Source organism: Polyangium fumosum (assembly GCF_005144585.1).
GTDB lineage: Bacteria > Myxococcota_A > Polyangia > Polyangiales > Polyangiaceae > Polyangium > Polyangium fumosum.
This window is the reverse complement of the sequence record NZ_SSMQ01000017.1, coordinates 166830-183557: the sequence shown is the minus strand read 5'-3', so window position 1 is coordinate 183557 and position 16728 is coordinate 166830. Positions and strand designations below refer to the sequence as shown.

The 16728-nt window shown below is 71.5% G+C and carries 13 protein-coding genes; 9 read left to right on the top strand and 4 right to left on the bottom strand.

The window, feature by feature from the left end; translation table 11 throughout:
- From E8A74_RS52410 to E8A74_RS18510, 6 genes are all read left to right on the top strand, one after another.
- Positions 1 to 357 (top strand): hypothetical protein (locus tag E8A74_RS52410; RefSeq protein ID WP_420814216.1); only part of this gene is annotated, 357 nt, incomplete at its 5' end.
- A 73-nt stretch (positions 358 to 430) separates the two neighbouring features.
- Positions 431 to 1804: a class I SAM-dependent RNA methyltransferase gene (locus tag E8A74_RS18530; RefSeq protein WP_136930348.1), complete on the top strand. Its 1374-nt coding sequence runs from the start codon at positions 431 to 433 to the stop codon at positions 1802 to 1804.
- A gap of 28 nt (positions 1805 to 1832) precedes the next feature.
- The gene (locus E8A74_RS18525; RefSeq protein ID WP_136930347.1) at positions 1833 to 2027 is read left to right on the top strand and encodes a hypothetical protein; all 195 of its coding nucleotides are present in this window, start codon (positions 1833 to 1835) and stop codon (positions 2025 to 2027) included.
- On the top strand, positions 2024 to 2914 hold the full coding sequence (tilS, locus tag E8A74_RS18520) for a tRNA lysidine(34) synthetase TilS (RefSeq protein WP_232379638.1): 891 nt from the start codon (positions 2024 to 2026) through the stop codon (positions 2912 to 2914). Before E8A74_RS18525 ends, tilS begins: the two co-directional genes overlap by 4 nt.
- Positions 2915 to 3062: 148 nt before the next feature.
- Complete coding sequence (ftsH, locus tag E8A74_RS18515; RefSeq protein ID WP_136930345.1) at positions 3063 to 5006, top strand: ATP-dependent zinc metalloprotease FtsH; 1944 nt, start codon at positions 3063 to 3065, stop codon at positions 5004 to 5006.
- Positions 5003 to 5632, top strand: a complete 630-nt coding sequence (locus E8A74_RS18510) for a YcbK family protein (protein ID WP_136930344.1) — start codon at positions 5003 to 5005, stop codon at positions 5630 to 5632. The genes ftsH and E8A74_RS18510 overlap by 4 nt, the downstream gene beginning before the upstream one ends.
- A 158-nt stretch (positions 5633 to 5790) precedes the next feature.
- Here the strand turns inward: E8A74_RS18510 and E8A74_RS18505 are convergent, their stop codons facing one another.
- Genes E8A74_RS18505 through E8A74_RS18495 form a run of 3 tightly spaced genes read right to left on the bottom strand, consistent with a single transcriptional unit; the run spans position 5791 to position 10989 of the window.
- Complete coding sequence (locus E8A74_RS18505) at positions 5791 to 7347, bottom strand: alginate export family protein (protein ID WP_136930343.1); 1557 nt, start codon at positions 7345 to 7347, stop codon at positions 5791 to 5793.
- A 1-nt stretch (position 7348) separates the two neighbouring features.
- Positions 7349 to 8134: a hypothetical protein gene (locus tag E8A74_RS18500; protein ID WP_136930342.1), complete on the bottom strand. Its 786-nt coding sequence runs from the start codon at positions 8132 to 8134 to the stop codon at positions 7349 to 7351.
- Positions 8135 to 8136: 2 nt separating this feature from the next.
- Complete coding sequence (locus E8A74_RS18495) at positions 8137 to 10989, bottom strand: GYF domain-containing protein (RefSeq protein WP_136930341.1); 2853 nt, start codon at positions 10987 to 10989, stop codon at positions 8137 to 8139.
- Positions 10990 to 11300: 311 nt separating this feature from the next.
- Here E8A74_RS18495 and E8A74_RS18490 point away from each other — a divergent pair, with 311 nt between their 5' ends.
- The gene (locus E8A74_RS18490) at positions 11301 to 11972 is read left to right on the top strand and encodes a ComF family protein (protein ID WP_136930340.1); all 672 of its coding nucleotides are present in this window, start codon (positions 11301 to 11303) and stop codon (positions 11970 to 11972) included.
- Here the strand turns inward: E8A74_RS18490 and E8A74_RS18485 are convergent.
- Positions 11969 to 14638 carry a serine/threonine protein kinase gene (locus tag E8A74_RS18485; RefSeq protein WP_269749878.1) on the bottom strand — a complete coding sequence of 890 codons (2670 nt, stop codon included), beginning with the start codon at positions 14636 to 14638 and terminating at the stop codon, positions 11969 to 11971. The genes E8A74_RS18490 and E8A74_RS18485 overlap by 4 nt on opposite strands.
- A 171-nt stretch (positions 14639 to 14809) precedes the next feature.
- Here E8A74_RS18485 and E8A74_RS18480 point away from each other — a divergent pair, with 171 nt between their 5' ends.
- A complete protein-coding gene (locus E8A74_RS18480) occupies positions 14810 to 15850 on the top strand; it encodes a polysaccharide deacetylase family protein (protein ID WP_136930338.1) in 1041 nt (346 codons plus the stop codon).
- A 166-nt stretch (positions 15851 to 16016) separates the two neighbouring features.
- Positions 16017 to 16715 carry a hypothetical protein gene (locus tag E8A74_RS18475; RefSeq protein WP_232379637.1) on the top strand — a complete coding sequence of 233 codons (699 nt, stop codon included), beginning with the start codon at positions 16017 to 16019 and terminating at the stop codon, positions 16713 to 16715.
- Positions 16716 to 16728: the final 13 nt, after the last annotated feature.

The window sequence follows — 16728 nt, the reverse complement described above, 5'->3', positions numbered from 1 at the left end:
GAAACGGCCGCGGCTGCGCCGACGGATACGGCCGCGCCTGCGGCCGCGCCGGGCCCTGGACCCGGGACCGCGCCCGCCACCGCGAAGACGGCGACGGCCGCGCCCACGGCCGCGCCCACGGCGACGGCGAGCGCCGCGGCCGCGTCCGGCGAGCCGGGCTTCTTGACGATCGTGTGCAACCCGTTCTGCGACGACGTGCTCGACAACGGGCGCTCGCTCGGCCCCTCGCCGATCGTGCACATCTCGGTCAAGCCGGGCTCGCACCGGGTCACGCTCAAGAAGGGCGACATGACGAAGGTCATCTCGGTCATCGTCGTGTCCGGCCAGGTGACGGCGCAACGCGTGTCGATGAAGTGAGACGAACCGGGCCGCTCGCTCCGAAGACGGGGCGGGCGGTGCACGTGCGTTCGTCGTGACGTAGTCTCCGTCGATGCCGCACGGAACGCGTCCCGCTGGAAAGCCGGACCGCAGGGACAAACAGGCGAGGCCGAAACAGGCGCTTCGCCCGGAGATCCTGCACATCGAAAACCTGGCCGCAGGTGGAGCGGGCGTGGCTCGGCTCGCCGATCGCACGGCCGTCTTCGTGCCGGGCACCGCGCCGGGCGAGCGCGTGGAGGCCGAGGTCGACAGGAACACGCGACCCGCGCGCGGGCGCCTGCTGCGGGTGATCGAGGCGAGCCCCGATCGCGTGGATCCGACGTGCTTGCACGTGGACGCGTGTGGTGGCTGCGACTTCATGCACCTCTCACCGCGCGCGCAGGAAGCGGCGCACGCGGAGATCGTCCGGAGCGCGGTCGCGCATGCAACCGGCGAGGCGCCGCCCGCGATCCACGTGCACGCCGCGCCCGAGCCGCTCGGCTACCGCACGCGCGCGCGGCTCTACGTGCGCGGCGAGCGAGGTCGGGTGCGGATCGGGTATCGCGCCCCGGGCTCGCACACGCTCGTCGCCACGCCGACCTGCATCGTGCTCGCGTCGTCGATCGCCGGCGCGCTCGACGAGATCCCGGCGGCGCTCGCGGGCTCGACGGGCGAGGGCGACGTGCAGGTCGCGCGAGGCGCGGGCGGGCGGCTCGTCGTGGATGTGACGTGGCGCGGCGAGATCGCGCCCGCGGCCTGGACCGCGATCGATCGGCGTGTCGCGGAGGGCGCGTGGGCCGGCGCGCGCGTGCGCATGGAGGGCGCGAAGACGCCGGCCGTGTTCGGGGATCCGCGCCCGGTGCTCGAAGGCGCGGACGGCGCGCCGCTCGTCATCGCGGCCGGATCGTTCGCACAGAGCTCGGATCACGGCGCGACGCTGCTCGCTCGGCGCGTGGCGGAGCTCGCCCGCGCGGACGTCGATGCGCCGCGGGAAGGCGCGGACGAAGCGACGAACGGGCACGTCCTCGAGCTCTTCGCCGGCAGCGGCACGCTCTCGATCCTGCTCGCGCGTGGGGCCGCGTCGTTCGTCGCGGTCGAGTCGGACGAGGGAGCTGCGCGCTCGGCCCGTGAAAACCTCGCGGCGCGGGATCTCGCGGGCAAGGTCGTCGCCACCGACGCGGACGCTTACCCGGTTCCGCCGCGCGTCGACGTCGTCGTGCTCGATCCGCCGCGGGCCGGCGCGGAGGGCGCGACGGCTGCGATCGCGGCCTCGCGCGTGCAACGCATCGTCTACGTCGCGTGTGATCCGGCCACGCTCGCGCGGGACCTCGGCGTGCTCTCACGCGCGGGCTTTTCGCTCACGCACCTGGAGACGGTCGAGCTCTTCCCGCAGACGAGCCACGTCGAGACCGTGGCCCGCCTCGTGCGTCGCCGCGGGGCGCGTTGAGCGCTCGCGTGCGCTACGCTCTCGCCGGATGATCCACACCGTCGACGAACGGCTCCGGCAGGAGGCGCGCCGCTTTCGCCTCGTGTTCACGTGCGGCGACTGCGCGCAATACGACCCGGAAGGCGATCGTTGCTCGCTCGGGTATCCGCACGTCATGCACAAGGAGCCCGACCTCGATGCGCGTGACGAGGTCGTCTTCTGCAAGGCCTTCGAGCTCCGTTGACCAAGCCCTCGCACCCGCCTTCGTTACGACGCCTCGCGGAGCGCACCATCCGCGACGAAGCGCTCTTCGATCGCGGCGATCGTGTGCTCGTCGCCTGCTCGGGTGGCCCCGACTCGACGGCGCTGCTCCACGTGCTCGCGCTGCTCCGCCGCACGATCGGCCACGACGTGGTGGGGCACGGGATCGATCATGGATTGCGCCCCGAGGCGCGGGACGAGCTCGCGCTCGCGGCCGAGCTCGCTGACAAGCTCGGTGTTCCTTTCGAGGTCACGCGGCTCGACGTCGAGCCGGGGGGAAACCTCCAGGCGCGGGCCCGCGAGGCGCGTCATCGAGCGCTGCAGGACGCCGCGGCGCGGCGCGGCGCCGCCGTGATCGCCACGGGCCACACGGCCGACGACAAGGCCGAGACGGTCCTCCTCCGCTTGCTCCGTGGCGCGGGCCCGCGTGGGCTCGCCGTGCTCGAACCACGCGCGCCTGCGCCCGTACCGCCGAGCGGCGGAGGCACGCCGCGCGACCTCGTGCGCCCGCTCGTCCGGGCGCGCCGGGCCGACGTCCTGCTCCACCTCGATCGCCACGCGATCGCCCACGCCCGCGACCCTTCCAACCTCGACCCTCGATTCACGCGTGTCCGGGTGCGCCGCGAGCTGATTCCCCTGATGGAGGAATTATCACCGCGGATCATCGACCATCTCTGTGCCCTCGCGGACATGCTGAACGACGTCCGTCCGGAGGAGGACCCGATGAGCGAGCTCGGCCGGGCACAACGCAAGACGATCGAAAAAGCCCAAAAAAAGGGCGTTCGGATTGTGAAGATTCGTATGAAGGGGGGACGAGAGCTCGACGTGACCTTCCCAGCCGGGAAGATCGTCCTTAACGAAAAGAAATGATCAAGCTGCGTCGCTACCGAATGGACGGCGCGGCTTGGCTTCCATCGACGGGCATGCCACCGCGTGGCATGCTGCCGCAAAGAAGCGTTACATTTGGACGCAGTCTGCTCGTCCCGAGGAGATCGGGCCGGGCAACCCGAGGATCCTCGTGAAGCAATCGCACAAGACGCTCCTCCTTTGGGTCCTGCTGATCATGATGTTCCTCGTGATCTGGCAGTTCCTGAGCCCCGATCGCCCGCCCGCGACGCAGGTCGCGTTCAGCGAGTTCATGGGCCAGGTTCAGGCCGATCGCGAGAAGGACCCGCACGTCGACTCCGTCTCGATCAAGGATCGTGAATACACCTTCTGGGTCAAGGACCCGAAGAGCAACTCGAAGGTCAAAAAGGTCACGATCGGCCCGGACAACGCCGACGAGATCACGAAGACGCTCGTCGACAACAAGGTCGCCGTCACCTTCGAGAAAGAGGACGCGTCGCCGTTCTGGTCGGGCGCGCTCGTGACCATCCTGCCGATGGTCTTCCTCCTCGTCATGTTTTACCTGTTCATGCGGCAGCTCCAGGCGGGCGGCGGCAAGGCGATGAGCTTCGGCAAATCGCGCGCGCGGCTGCTCTCGGAGTCGCAGAACAAGGTGACGTTCGCGGACGTCGCGGGCATCGACGAGGCGAAGGACGAGCTCGAAGAGATCATCGCCTTCCTCAAGGATCCCAAGAAGTTCCAGAAGCTCGGCGGTCGCATCCCCAAGGGCGTGCTCATGATGGGCCCGCCTGGCACGGGCAAGACGCTGCTCGCGAAGGCCATCGCGGGCGAGGCGGGCGTGCCGTTCTTCTCGATCTCGGGCTCGGACTTCGTCGAGATGTTCGTGGGCGTCGGCGCGAGCCGCGTGCGTGACCTGTTCGAGCAGGGCAAGAAGCACGCGCCCTGCATCATCTTCATCGACGAGATCGACGCCGTCGGCCGGCACCGCGGCGCGGGCCTCGGCGGCGGTCACGACGAGCGCGAGCAGACGCTGAACCAGCTCCTCGTCGAGATGGACGGCTTCGAGTCGAACGAGGGCGTGATCATCATCGCCGCGACGAACCGTCCGGACGTCCTCGACCCCGCGATCCTGCGGCCCGGCCGCTTCGATCGGCGCATCGTGGTGAATCGCCCGGACGTGCGTGGCCGCGAGGGCATCCTCCGCGTGCACACGAAGAAGGTGCCGCTCGGTCCGGACGTCGACCTCGAGATCATCTCGCGCGGCACGCCCGGGTTCGTCGGGGCCGACCTCGAAAACCTCGTCAACGAGGCCGCGCTGCTCGCCGCGCGCCAGGACAAGGACCTCGTCTCGATGGTCGACTTCGAGATGGCCAAGGACAAGGTCCTCATGGGCACCGAGCGCCGCAGCATGGTGATCAGCGAGGAGGAGCGGAAGACGACGGCGTGGCACGAGGCCGGCCACGCGCTCGTGGCGAAGCTGCTCGAAAAGAACGCCGACCCCGTGCACAAGGTGACGATCATCCCGCGCGGCCCGGCGCTCGGCATCACGCAGCAGCTCCCGAAGGAAGACCGCCTGAGCATGTCGCGCGACTTCGCGAAGGCGCGCCTCGCGGTGCTGATGGGCGGCCGCGTCGCCGAGGAGATCGTCTTCGGCCAGTTCACGACGGGCGCGGGCAACGACATCAAGCAAGCGTCGAACCTCGCGCGCCGCATGGTGACCGAGTTCGGCATGAGCGACGTCATCGGCCCGATCTCGTACGCCGCGAACGAGGAGAGCGTGTTCCTCGGCCGCGACTTCACGAGCCAGCGCCGCGACTACTCGGAGACGGTCGCCAACCAGATCGACGACGAGGTCCGCAAGTTCGTGTTCGACGGCCACGCCGAGGCGCGCCGCCTGCTCGACGAGCACCGCGAGGCGCTCGACAAGCTGGCGAACGCCCTGCTCGAGCGCGAGACGCTCGACGCCGAGGAGGTCGACGCGATCGTGGCTGGGCGCGAGCTTCCCGAGCGGCAGAAGGTCGTCATCCCGACCTACGCCGACCGCGAGCGCGCCGCGAAGGAGAAGCGCCGCGCCGCCAGCATCTTCGGCGCGCCGAAGCCGGCTCCGAGCACGTGAAAGGTCGGGCGATCGCGCCGGCCCTCGTCGCCGCGGCGTTCGCCCTGCCCGTCCCCTCCCCCCTCTCCGAAGCTCCCCTCCCACCCCCACGCAAAAGCACCGCCGCCGTGATCGACGCGGCGGCGGCGCTTGCTCCATCGCTCGAGCCACGCCTCGTGGATCCCGCAGCGGAGGCACCTCCCGCGAAGAAGCCGATCGCGACGATCGTGCACGGTCACACGCAGGAGACGCTCGCGCTCACCGAGGACGAACCCACGATTGAGCGCTTCTCCACGTTCCTCGCGGACCACGGTTACGAGCAAGAGACGCGCATCGATCCGCGCCTGCTCGATCTGCTTCGTACGATCGCGAAGAAACACGAGGGCACGCGGATCGAGATCGTGAGCGGCTACCGGAGCCCCAAGCGCAACGAGGTGATGCGCAAAAAGGGCCGGCACGTCGCGTCGCACAGCCAGCACACGCTCGGCATGGCGATCGATTTCCGCGTCGAGGGGCTCGTTGTCCCGAAGCTCGCCGCTGAGATCCTGCAGGCGAAGTGGCAAGGCGGGCTCGGCACCTACGCGGGGAAACGCGACAGGTTCGTGCACGTCGACACGGGGCCGAAGCGGCGCTGGAGCGGGTTCTAGAGCGCCGAAAGGTTCGGCGCTCTACGAGATCGCGAAGCGAGCTCGCCTCGGGGGGTGAATCGGCCGGGCTTTGCCTGGACGAGAGGGGGACGCGAGGCGTCCCCCTCGGGACGAAGAAAGCCTTAGAACAGCGAGCGGTTGTCAAACCGCTCGCTGTTCTAGGGCGCGCGCAGCACGGCCTGCAGATAGGCGAAGTGCTGCATGTCGGGCTGGCCGCGGCTCGATGCCTGGAGGATGTTCCGCGCGCCTTCGCCCGTCAGGAAGAGGCCATAGGAGGCCTCGATCACTAGCGGATCCCAGACGCGCAGGCCCACCGTGGCGTCGATCTGGTGGCCGAGGACGCGCGACTCGTTCGTGGCCGAAGCGCCGATCGGAGTGAGCGACGCGCTCGTCCAGCGGCCCTTCGGGTTGGCGAGCCCGACGAAGCGGTAGCCGAGGTTCACCGAGAACGTGTCGGTCGGGCGCGCCGCGATGTCGGCGCCGGCCTCGATCAGGTTCGACCACGCGTAGAGGCCCATGCGGCCGTGCGTCGGGCGCTCTTCGGGCAGGATCGGATCGAAGCGCGTCTGCACGGAGAGCGTATCCGTGCTGCCGTTGTCCCCCGAGGCGTACGCGCCCGCCGCGCCGAACGTGAGATGCCACGGCAGCGCCGTCTCCCACGCGACGCGCGCCGCGCCCGCGAAGGCGCGTAGATCGCGGTTCGCGCCGAAGCTCGAAATGCGGCCGAGCTCGTACGCGCCTTCAACGGCGTACCGAACGCCGCGGTAGTCCCCGGACAGGCGCGCGTCGATCACGTACGTATCGCTCGGCGTGAGATCGATCGCGACCGGCGGGCGCACGATCCGCGCGAGCGCCGTCACGTCGATCGCGAGCAGCGGGAAGATGCGAAAGACCGCGTGCGCGCCGTAGAGCTGGCTGCCCGTCTGCGGCTGGATCGTCGTCGTGGGCACCATGCTGCTGTCCGTGCTCCCCGTCGATCCCCCTCCCGCCGCGCCGCCGAGAGTGCCGAGCCCCCCGAGCGGCGACGTTCCGATGAGCGCCGCGAGCAGCTCGACATCGATGTCCTTCCAGGACAAACCGAGCCGCGCCGCATCGAGCGAGCGCGGCCGTTGCGTGAAATCGCTCTCGCCGACGAGCCGCCCGTCGCCCCACACGACCCGCTGGCGCCCGAGCCTGAACCACAGCCGGCGGTTCTTGCGATGCACGTCGAGGTACGCCTCGAAGAGCCCGAGGCCCGCGCCGAGCTGGCTGCTTTGCAGCACGCTGTACCCCATGGATCCCGCGATCGGCCGCGCGTCCTGCAGCACGATCGCCGCCGTCACCGGGCCTCGATCCACCGCGAGGCCGAGCCGCGCGCGGCTCGTCGCCGCCCACTGCGACGCGTAGATCGGCGTCATGTAGGTCGGCGCGTCGAAGCGCGGCGGCAGGTTCGAGCCGTACGCGTCTTCGAGCACCGCCCCGCGCGTGAAGTTCACGCCGCCGATGTCGAACGGATCGGTGCGGAACTCGCCGCGCACGCGCAGCTCGAACGAAGGGCGGAAGGTGAAGGACCCGACCGGGATCGACTCGGGCAGCGGCGTCGCCTGCGCCTCGGCGCGAGGGCTCGCGAGCGAGAGCGCGAGCGCGGCTGCCGCGGCGAAAACGTGGGGGTTTGGGGGCGTAGCTCGGCTTGCCCGAGCGCAGCCTCCATCGTCAGCGGGGCTCAATTTCGTCATGTCAGGGCTCGAAATCGTCGCTCGGCTTGGGCTTCGGCGCCGGGGATCCTCCCGCGGGCGCGCCTCCGCCGCCACCCCCACCGCCGGGCCGCGGGCGCGCCGCCTTGCCGGTGAACTTGGCGAGCGCCGTGTCGGCCGCGCCGGTCTCCAGCGCCATCGCCAGACCCACGACGAACGACGACGCGAGCCCCGCCTCTGTCGTCGCGCGCCCACGCAGCTCGGCGAGCACGATCCGGGCGCCTTCGAGCTCGCGCGTGGCGTCGCCCGATTTCGCCGCGGGCGTCGCGGCGAGCTCCGTCCGTTTCGTGTCGAGGAACCGCGCGCGTTGTTCGAGCTCGCCCATGCGCCGCGCCACGTCGAGCGACGCCTTCACCGATTGCTCCACGGCCTTCGCGAGCGCCTCGGGATCTTCGCTCGTCTTGCCTCGCTTCTGCGCGAGCACGAGGAGCTTCGCGTCGGGCGTGAGCTCGAGGTGCAGCGACGTGCCCGCCTCGTCGAGCGTCTTCGCCTTCTTCGCGGCCGCCTCCAGCGCCGCCCCGGCTTCGGCCGTCTCCGCGAGGCCGAGCGCCTTCACGAGATCGGCGCGCGCGGCCTTCCGATCACCCTCGGCGCGATCGACCTCGCCGCGCAACGCGACGACGGACTTGAAGAAGTCGTCGAGCGCGGGCTCCTTCGTGGTGATCGCCTTGCCCTGCTCGATCTGCGACAACGAGGGCCCACACGCGGGCAGCGAGGACAGGCTCGCCGCCACGACGAAGGCCCACGCGAACGCTCGCCTCGACGACACTCTCATCCGCACTGGAGCACGCCTCCCCAAAGCTCGTAGCTCGACTTGCCCCTCTGGAGGAACACCGCGGTCACGTACGCGCCCGCCACCGCGGCCATGCCCTGGCCGAAGTTGCCCGCGGGCGGGGAGAGCGCGATCGGATCCCCCACGGGCACGAAATCCGGGCCGAGCGTCTGCGCACGAACGGCGCGCGCGCCCGCCGATCCTTCGGTCCAGACGAGCACCCATCGGCCGTCCGGCAGGCCCGCGATCCCGGGCGCGAACGCGTCGCCGCCGGGGCCTCCGGCCGGCAGCTCGATCACCTCGGTCGACGCCGGGATCGATCCCGCGGGCGCGTGGCCGAGCCGGATCTTCCACGGGCTCTGATCGTCCTGACGATCGGCGAACAGGATCGCGACCTCGCGGCCGTTCCATCCGCTCATCGGCTTGCCCACCTGCCCGCCGGATCCGGCGACCTTCACGAGCTCGCCGAGCGGCTTGCGATCCGGGCCGATGAAGCCGCCCATGACCACGCCGTCGCGCCGGAACGAGAGCGCGTAGCCCTTGTCGTCGGCGACCACCACGCGCGCCGCGTCGAGCGGATCCGCCCCCGCGATCGGCCAGAGCGCTTGTGGCGCGGCGTCGACCCCATCGGCCGTCGCGAGGCTGCCGTCGGCGACGCCCAGGAAAAACGCCGTGGACGCGGGCACCTGCACGATCGACTTCAGCGCGCCCGGCGCCTCCTTTGCCGCGACGAAGTACCCCTTGTCGGTCCCGGTCGGCGCGACGCGATCGATCTCGCCGCTGACCTTCTCGACGAAGCCTTCGTTCACCTGGCCGCTCGACGGCGTGACCTCGATGCCGACGGCCTCGTCCGAGCTCTTCGCGTAGCCGATCGAGACGTTGCCCGAGGCGAGCGGCAAGAGCTCGAAGGGGACCTTGTTCGAGACGACGGGCGCCCAGCGCACGGGCTGCTTGGCCACCCAGCAAGGCTTCGGCGGCTGCGGCAGGGCGTCGCGGATCTCGCGCACCGTGTTCGCCAGGGCCGAACGCGCGCCGCCGCCGGCCACCGTCGGCTTGACCGAGCAACGACCCACGAAAAACGCCGAGATCACCATCATCACGAGCAAGCCGCTGCTCGTGGCGATCACCTTCAAAGGCAACGTGCTCGACGCTTGCTCGGGCGACACGGCGCGCAGGCCGTCCGACGTCGCGTCGAGCGCGGCGCGTCCGCGCGGCGAGTCCGTGTACGGGAGCGGCGCGTTCGGCCCCGCGCCGACGATCTCCACCGCAGGCGGCGGCGCCCCGCGAAACGAGCCCTCGTCCATCGCCGAGGGCAACGTCGTCGTCTCCCCGGACGAACCCCGCGCGGCCGCTTCTTTTTCGGGCAACGGCGCCGTCGAAGGATCGGCGAGCAGCCCGTCGATCCGGATCGTCCGCGTCACCTCATGCGGAAACTTCACCGCGCCCGCCATCGACGGGCCGGTGTACCCGCCGCTGCTGGGGAGATCGGGCGGAAGGATCGCGGGCGCGCTGGTGTACACACCGCTGCTGGAGAGATCGGGCGGGAGGATCGCGGTCGTGCTCGGCTCGCGCGGAGGCGGCGCCGGGGGCAGCTCGTCGACGCGGGAGGGCGCCGTCACGGGCGCGAGCTCGGCCGGCGACGCGACCTCGGACGGCGGCATGGCGGGCGGCGGCTCGGTCGCGGCGAGCGGCCGAGCGGCGGCGGCCGCAGGCGGATCGGCCGGCGGTTGCGCGGCGGGAGGCTCGATCGGCGCGGGCGGCGGCGCGCTCGGCGAGGCCTTCCCGGTCGACGTGCCCGGCGCGGCGCCGGCGCGTGGAACGGGCGCGGGCTTGAGCAGGGCCGACGGGCGCAGGATGGCCGAGGGCTTGTCCGCGGACTTGTCCACGACCGGCCGCGGGAGGGTCGGCGACACGGCGGGGCGCACGGCCGGCTCCGTGGGCTTCGTGAACACCTTCGACGGCGCGCGCATCGGGCTCGGCCCCACCGTCGAGTACTCGGACGTCTTCGGGCCGAGGGGCTTCGGCGCGAGGCCGACCGCCGTGTTCTCCGCGCTCGCGAAGGCCTTGCCGCGCGGGCCCTCGGCGGGCTTGGCGGGCGCGGCGCCGGCCGGCGGTGGGCTCGATTTGGGCACCACGTGGGGCGGCTTCGCGGGGCTCTCCGCCGCGCGGGGCGCGACCATCGCGGGCTTCGGCAGCGCCGCGGCCGTCGTCTCTTTCGGCGGCTTCGCGGCGGGCGGGGCGAGGTCGCCGACGTTGGTCGTCTCGTCGTCGTTGACGTTGCCCCAGAGCTGGTCGACGGCGCTCGTGCTCGTCGGAGAACGCCGCGCGGCCGCGTCGGCGACGGGGCCCGGCACGGGCGGTCCGACGGGCGGGGGCGGACGCACGGCGGCCGGCGGCTCGGGCGACGCGTTCGGGCTTCGGGGGAGCGCGGCTTCGAACGCGGCGCCGCCGTATTCGGGCCGCAACGTGATCGGCGCGGCGCCCGGGGGCGCGGCGTCGGTGCCTCCTCCCGAGGGCACCACGATCGGCGCGCCTTCGGCGCCCTTTTGCGGCGCGCCGGGGCCCGTGAGCCCGAGCAACGTGCCCATCTGGCCGCGCTTCTCGGGCAGCGCGGCGCCGAAGCGAGACGGCGAAAGGGCGGAGGCCTCCTGCCGCGGCTCCTGCGTGGTGGGCGTGGCGTCGGCGAATTCGGGCACCGTGAAGGCGGGGACCCACGCGTCCATGCCCTCGCGCCAGACGAGGACGGACGGCGGCAGCACGCGGGTCGCGATGGCTTCCCGCAGCTCCTCGGTTCGCACGAGCCGCTGCACGCCTTGCTCGTCGGTCCAGCGCCACTCGTCGCGGCTGGTCACGTGTGCCTCCGGGGGTTTGGGGGCGTAGCTCGGCTTGTCCGAGCGTAGCCCCCAAGCGCGAGCAACGTGCAGGTCGTGCGCGGATCGGGTTCGTGTCGGGCGAGCACCTCGCGCGAATCGTACAGCGACCCCTGCGACGTTGCGCAGAATTTCGTTCGTCGGAGCGACGGTCCGGCGCTCCGGCGAAATCGCGAAGCGAGATCGCCTCGGGGGGTGAATCGGCCGGGCTTTGCCCGGCTGAGAGGGGGACGCGAGACGTCCCCCTCGGGACAAAAGACGCAACTCTGGGCCGCTCGCGTCGATGTTCGGTCATGCCCCACGTGCGTCCCTTCCTCCTCGTGTCCCTCGCCGCGCGCGCGCTCGCCCGCGCCGTCCTCGACACGCTCAGCCCCCCGGCATGCGCGGCTTGCGATGCGCCCGTACGCCGCGACCGTGTCTTTTGCGCGCCCTGCGCCGCGAGCGTGCACCGGACCGCGAACGAGCCCGGCGCGCCGCTCGCGTTCGCGGCCTACGGCGGCGCCGTCGCGGCTGCGCTGCGGCGGTTCAAGTACGGGGAGCGCCCCGATCTCGGACGCCCGCTCGGCCATCTCTTGCGCGGGGTCGTGCGCGAGCAAGCGCCGGAGGTGGACCTCGTCGTGCCGGTTCCGTTGCACCCACGAAAACTCGCGGAGCGCGGCTACAACCAGGCCGCGCTGCTCGCGCAGGCTGCCGCCGACGAGCTCGACGTGCCTCTCGCGGCGCGCGCGCTCGTGCGGCTTCGCGACACCACGCAGCAAGCGTCCCTCGGCCGCGCCGAGCGACACACGAACGTCGCGCGGGCCTTCGTGGCGCGCTCCCCACGCGCCCTGCAAGGCCGCAAGGTGCTGCTCGTCGACGACGTGGCCACGACCGGCGCCACGCTCTCGGCTTGCCGCGACGCGCTCGTTGAAGCAGGCGCGCGGGACGTGATCACGTCGTGCGTCGCCCGTGCAGGCGACGGCTAGCGCCTCTTCTTGCGCGGCACCTGCGGCGCCGGCCTGCCTGGGACGACCTCGATCCGCAGCGTCTCCTGACACGGCACGAGCACCGTCTCCCCGGCCGAGAGCCACTCCGGATACTTCCCCTCGGCCGTGCTCGACACGCGCACGAACTTGCTCCCGCACGGCGCCTGGAACGCCTCGTTCGTGTGGCCGAGCTTCTTGCCGCTGACGTACACGTTTCCTTCCGACGGGAAGGCCACCGTGAGGAGGCCGTATCCCGCGGGAGGCGCGGCGGGCGTGGTGGACGTCGGCGCCACGGCGGTTTCGGTCGGGCCCGTCTCGGGCCCCGCGAGGGCAGGCTTGGCCGAGGACGAGGCCGACGCGCCGACGCTGGGATCCGCGTTCGGATCCGAGCCGCCGGTCAAGAGCACGACGGCCCCCGCGGTGATCAACGCGACCGCGCCCCCGGCGATCGCCAGCGCGACGGGCGGCGGACGCTTCTTGCGGCTCGCCGGTTGCGCGGACGCGACGACGGGATCGGCCGTGGAGCTGGTGGCGGAGACGGCTGCGGGCGCGGCAGGCATGACGGGCGCGGACACGGCGGCCAGCGCGGGCGTCGCCGTGGGCGTGCCGAACCGAGGCGGCACCGGCGGCGCGGCGATCGCCGGCATCGGCGGCGGCGCGAACGCGGGCGGCTTCGTCGCGGCCGGCAGCGGGGCCATCGCGGGCGGCTTCGTCGCGGCCGGCGGCACCGGCGGCGGCGCGAACGCGGGCAACGCTGCGGGCGGCGCCCCGGGCGACGGCGCCGTCTTCAGCGCCATCACCGTGTCCGCGAGCTCCAATCGCTTGTTGCCCACCTTCGATGCAGCCGCGGGATCGAGCACCTCGGGCAAGGTCGGGGGCACGTCCTTGGGTGCCCCGAACCTGAAATCGGCAGGCGGGGGCACGTCCTTGGGCGCCCCGAACCTGAAATCGGCAGGCGGGGGCACGTCCTTGGGCGCCCCGAGCCCGAAATCGACAGGTGAGGCGTCACCTTTCCCCGCTCCGGGCTTGAGCGGGGGAGGAATGGGCGTGAACTTCCCCGCGCCGGACGTGATCTTGGATGGACCGGGGACGACTTTGTCCGCGCCGCTCGTGATCCTCGGCGCCGACGGGATGACCTTCTCCGGACCGGTCATGAGCTTGGCCGGAGGAGGCATCACCTTGCCCGCGCTGGGCGTGGTCTGGGGTGGAGGAGGCGTCACCCTGTCTTTTCGCGCCGGGATCTGATCAGGTTCGGTGATCGCCAGCGCGGCCTTCTCCCGCTCCTCGGCGCCGATACCCATCGCCGTCAGGCTGATGCCCGAACGCGAGGTCGCGTCGTTGAAGAGCTGGTCGAAGAGCTCCTCGTCCGGCACCGACTCCTTCCATTCGCCTTCGGGCACCACGGCTCCGAGCGGCGCCGCGATCGACGGCTTCGACGGCCCTCGCGCCGCGCGCGCCTGGGCCTGCGCCGGTCGCACCGTGGGCGCCTCCGGCTGCACGTCGGCCTCGGCCTCGACCACCGCGAGCGGCAGCCTCGGCGGGCCCGGCACGCGCTCGGCCAGGGCCCGGAGCAGCGGGTACACCGAGGCCGGCCCGGCATCTCCTGGGTCGGCGGGCCGCTCCGACAAACGCACCGGCGGGATCGAGCCCGGCGGCCGCGAAGGCGGCGGCACCGAGAGCCTCTGCTTGCTCGACGGCGGCGGCTTCGCGGGCCGCACCGATTCGAGTGGCACGCGCTTGCGCGGCCCGCCGTCGCCCTCCGTCGCCTTCGTTCGCGGCCCCTTGAGCGGCGCGACCTTCTCTTCGAGGTCCTTCTGCCCGAGCTCGATCCCCGGCGCCTTGTTGAGGACGCGCTCGAGATCCTGACACGACACCTTGCGTTTGTCCGGGGACGGCTCCAGCGCCCCGTCGATCGCGCTCGTCAGCTCCTTCGGCAGATCCGACCGCAGCACCGCGAGCGGCATGGGCCGCGTGCCCACCTCGGGCGGCTTCGCGCCTGCGTAGAGCGACCAGAGCAGGACCGCGAGCCCGTACACGTCCGCCTTTGGCGTCACGCGCTCGCCGCGCGCTTGCTCCGGCGCCATGAACCCCGGCGCGCCTTTGATCACGAACGCCACCGTGTCCGGGCTTCGCCCGAGGATCTTCCCCAGCCCGAACCCCGTCAGCCGCACGTGCCCGTCCCAGCCGATCAGCACGTTCTCGGGGTGCATCGTCCGGTGGATCACGGGCGTCGGCGTCCCCTCCTCGTCCTTCGCCGCGTGCGCGTGCGCGAGCGCGCCGCCGAGCGCGCGGCCGAGGAACGCGATCGTCCTGTCGTCGAGCCTCGACTTGTTCCGCCCGAGCACGTCTTGCAGCCGGTCGAGCGTCACGCCCTCCACGTGCTCCAGCACCAGCACGAGGTGCTTGTCGTGCTCGAAGAAGTCGAACATCCGCTGGATCGACGGATGGTTCAGCACGGCGCAAATCGCCGCCTCGCGCACGAGCTCCTCGCCGAAATGCGCGTCTCCCTCGATCGTGTTCCGGACGAGCTTCAGCGTGCAGAGACGCGAGAAGCCCATCGGGCCTTCCATGCGTCCGACGTACACGTCCGCCGAGCCCGCTCCGGACAACCTTCGGAGCACTTTGTACGCCCCGATACGCTCGGGAACGGGCTCACTCGGGAACATTGGCGCGATCATACCGGAGCCGGGTCCTCTTCCCCAAATCGCAGGCACGCTGTCGGCGGATCCTGTTCGCCGGCCCAGCGCCGGAACGTCACCGGTGGAAAAATCGGTCGAAACGAAGGCAATCGTAGGCACGAGCACATCGTTTAAAGTGTGCTCAACTACATCACCAAGATGCGCCTCAAACCGGTGCGCCCGACGGCGCGGCCTTCCAAGCGTGCGCGGCTCGCGCGCGCGTTCGACTCCCTGGGGATCCTGGATCGGATGCTCTCGCTGCGGGCGAAGCTCACGACACGATCCCTCATGGTGCTGACGTACCACCGGATCGCCGACGCCGCGGAGGTGGGAGAGCTCGACGGCGACGTGCGCGAGACCGACGCGCATGGGCTCTCCGAGCAGATCAAGGTGGTGAAGCAGCACGGCGCGCTCGTGTCGCTGCCCGACGTGCGGCGCTTCCTCCTGGGCGGGCCGCTGCCCTCGAACGCGGTGATGCTGGCGTTCGACGACGGCTACCGCGATTGCCACGACGTCGCCCTGCCCATCCTGAAGACGGCCGGCGCGACGGCGACGTTCTTCGTGCCCACGGCCTACCCCGACGCGGGGCGAATCTTCTGGTGGGATCGCATCGCGCTGCTCCTCGGGCGCTGCCAGAAGCACACGCTCGCGCTCGCGTACCCGTACCCGATCGTGCTCGACCTCGGCCGCGATCCCGTCGGCGCCAAGCGCCTCCTGCTCAGCCTCGTCAAGCGCACGCCGGGGCTCGATCTCGCGCGCTTCTTCGACGAGCTCTCGCGCGCCGCGGACGTCACGCTCGACCCCGCGGAGGAGCGCTCGATCGCAGCGCGCACCATCATGGGCTTCCGCGACGTCCGGGCGCTCGCGGACGCGGGGATGAGCGTCGCCTCGCATTCTCATGAGCACCGCGTGATCGCCACGATGACGCCCGAGGAGGCGCTCTCCGATCTCCATCGATCCCGCCGCGTGCTCTCCGACGTGCTCGAGCAAGACGTGCGCACCGTGGCGTACCCCGTCGGGCACCAGGTCCAGGGGCCCTTCGTGCGTGTCGCGCGCGACGCAGGCTTCGACCTCGGCTTCACGAATGCGACGGGCGTGTGTGTGCGCGAACGAGCGGACTTGCTCAACATCCCCCGCATCGCGATGGGCCCGGAGCTCGAAGGCGCGATGTTCAAAGCGCTGCTGATCGCGGGGCCCTAAGCGCCGTTCAACGCTCGGGGGCTACGCTCGGACACGCCGAGCTACGCCCCCAAACCCCCGTTCACCCCGGACATCCTCGCGTCAGCGGCTCGAATCTGCCCATCGCCGAGGCCCGGTGTTTGCCCCTCTCGACCGTGGGCTTCCGCCCGGGAAGGTCAGGTGGCTCGTGTCACGCAAACTCCGTCGTCGCTCCCTCGGGGCTGCTCTGCTTTCGCTCGCCACGGCCTCCGCCGCCTTCGCGGCCGCCGGTTGTGGCGCGGCGCCGAAGGGAAGTCGGGCCCGCTCGGCCAATCCGAACATCGTGAAGGTCGCGGGAACCACGGAAGACCCGGCCGTCGTGGAGGCGGCGGACGAGCGCGCCGCGCAGCAGATCTGGTGCGAGTACCTCGAAGCGCTCTACCACCGCGCGACGGGCGATAACGAGCGCTGGCCGAGCCGAGACGAGTGCTTCCAGGCGAAGACGATGGCGTCGCCGGAGATGCTGCGACGCACGGCGAGCTGCTCGCGCGCCGCGCTCGACAAGTTCGCCGGAGATCCCTTCACGAGCGCCTACGCGGCCGAGGTGAGCCGCTGCGGCTCGTCCGCGCTCGACGCGGTGGTGGTGAAGGGCGAGGAGATCACGCCGTACGTCACCGCGATCTGCGGGCGGATGGCCCGGTGCGGCGAGGCCACGTACGACGAGTGCCGGGGCGAGCTCGGCAACGGCCTCGCGCCGCACCTCGAGCGCGCCGTCGGCGCGATGAACCGGCGCGGCCGCGTGGCATTCGAGGTTTGCCTGAAAAACCTCTCGTGCGGCGACGTCGGCTCGCAGGTCGTCAGTTGCCTGGAGCCGATCATGGACGGCCTGCTCTGGCTGCCTGGTTGAGGCGTGGGTTATG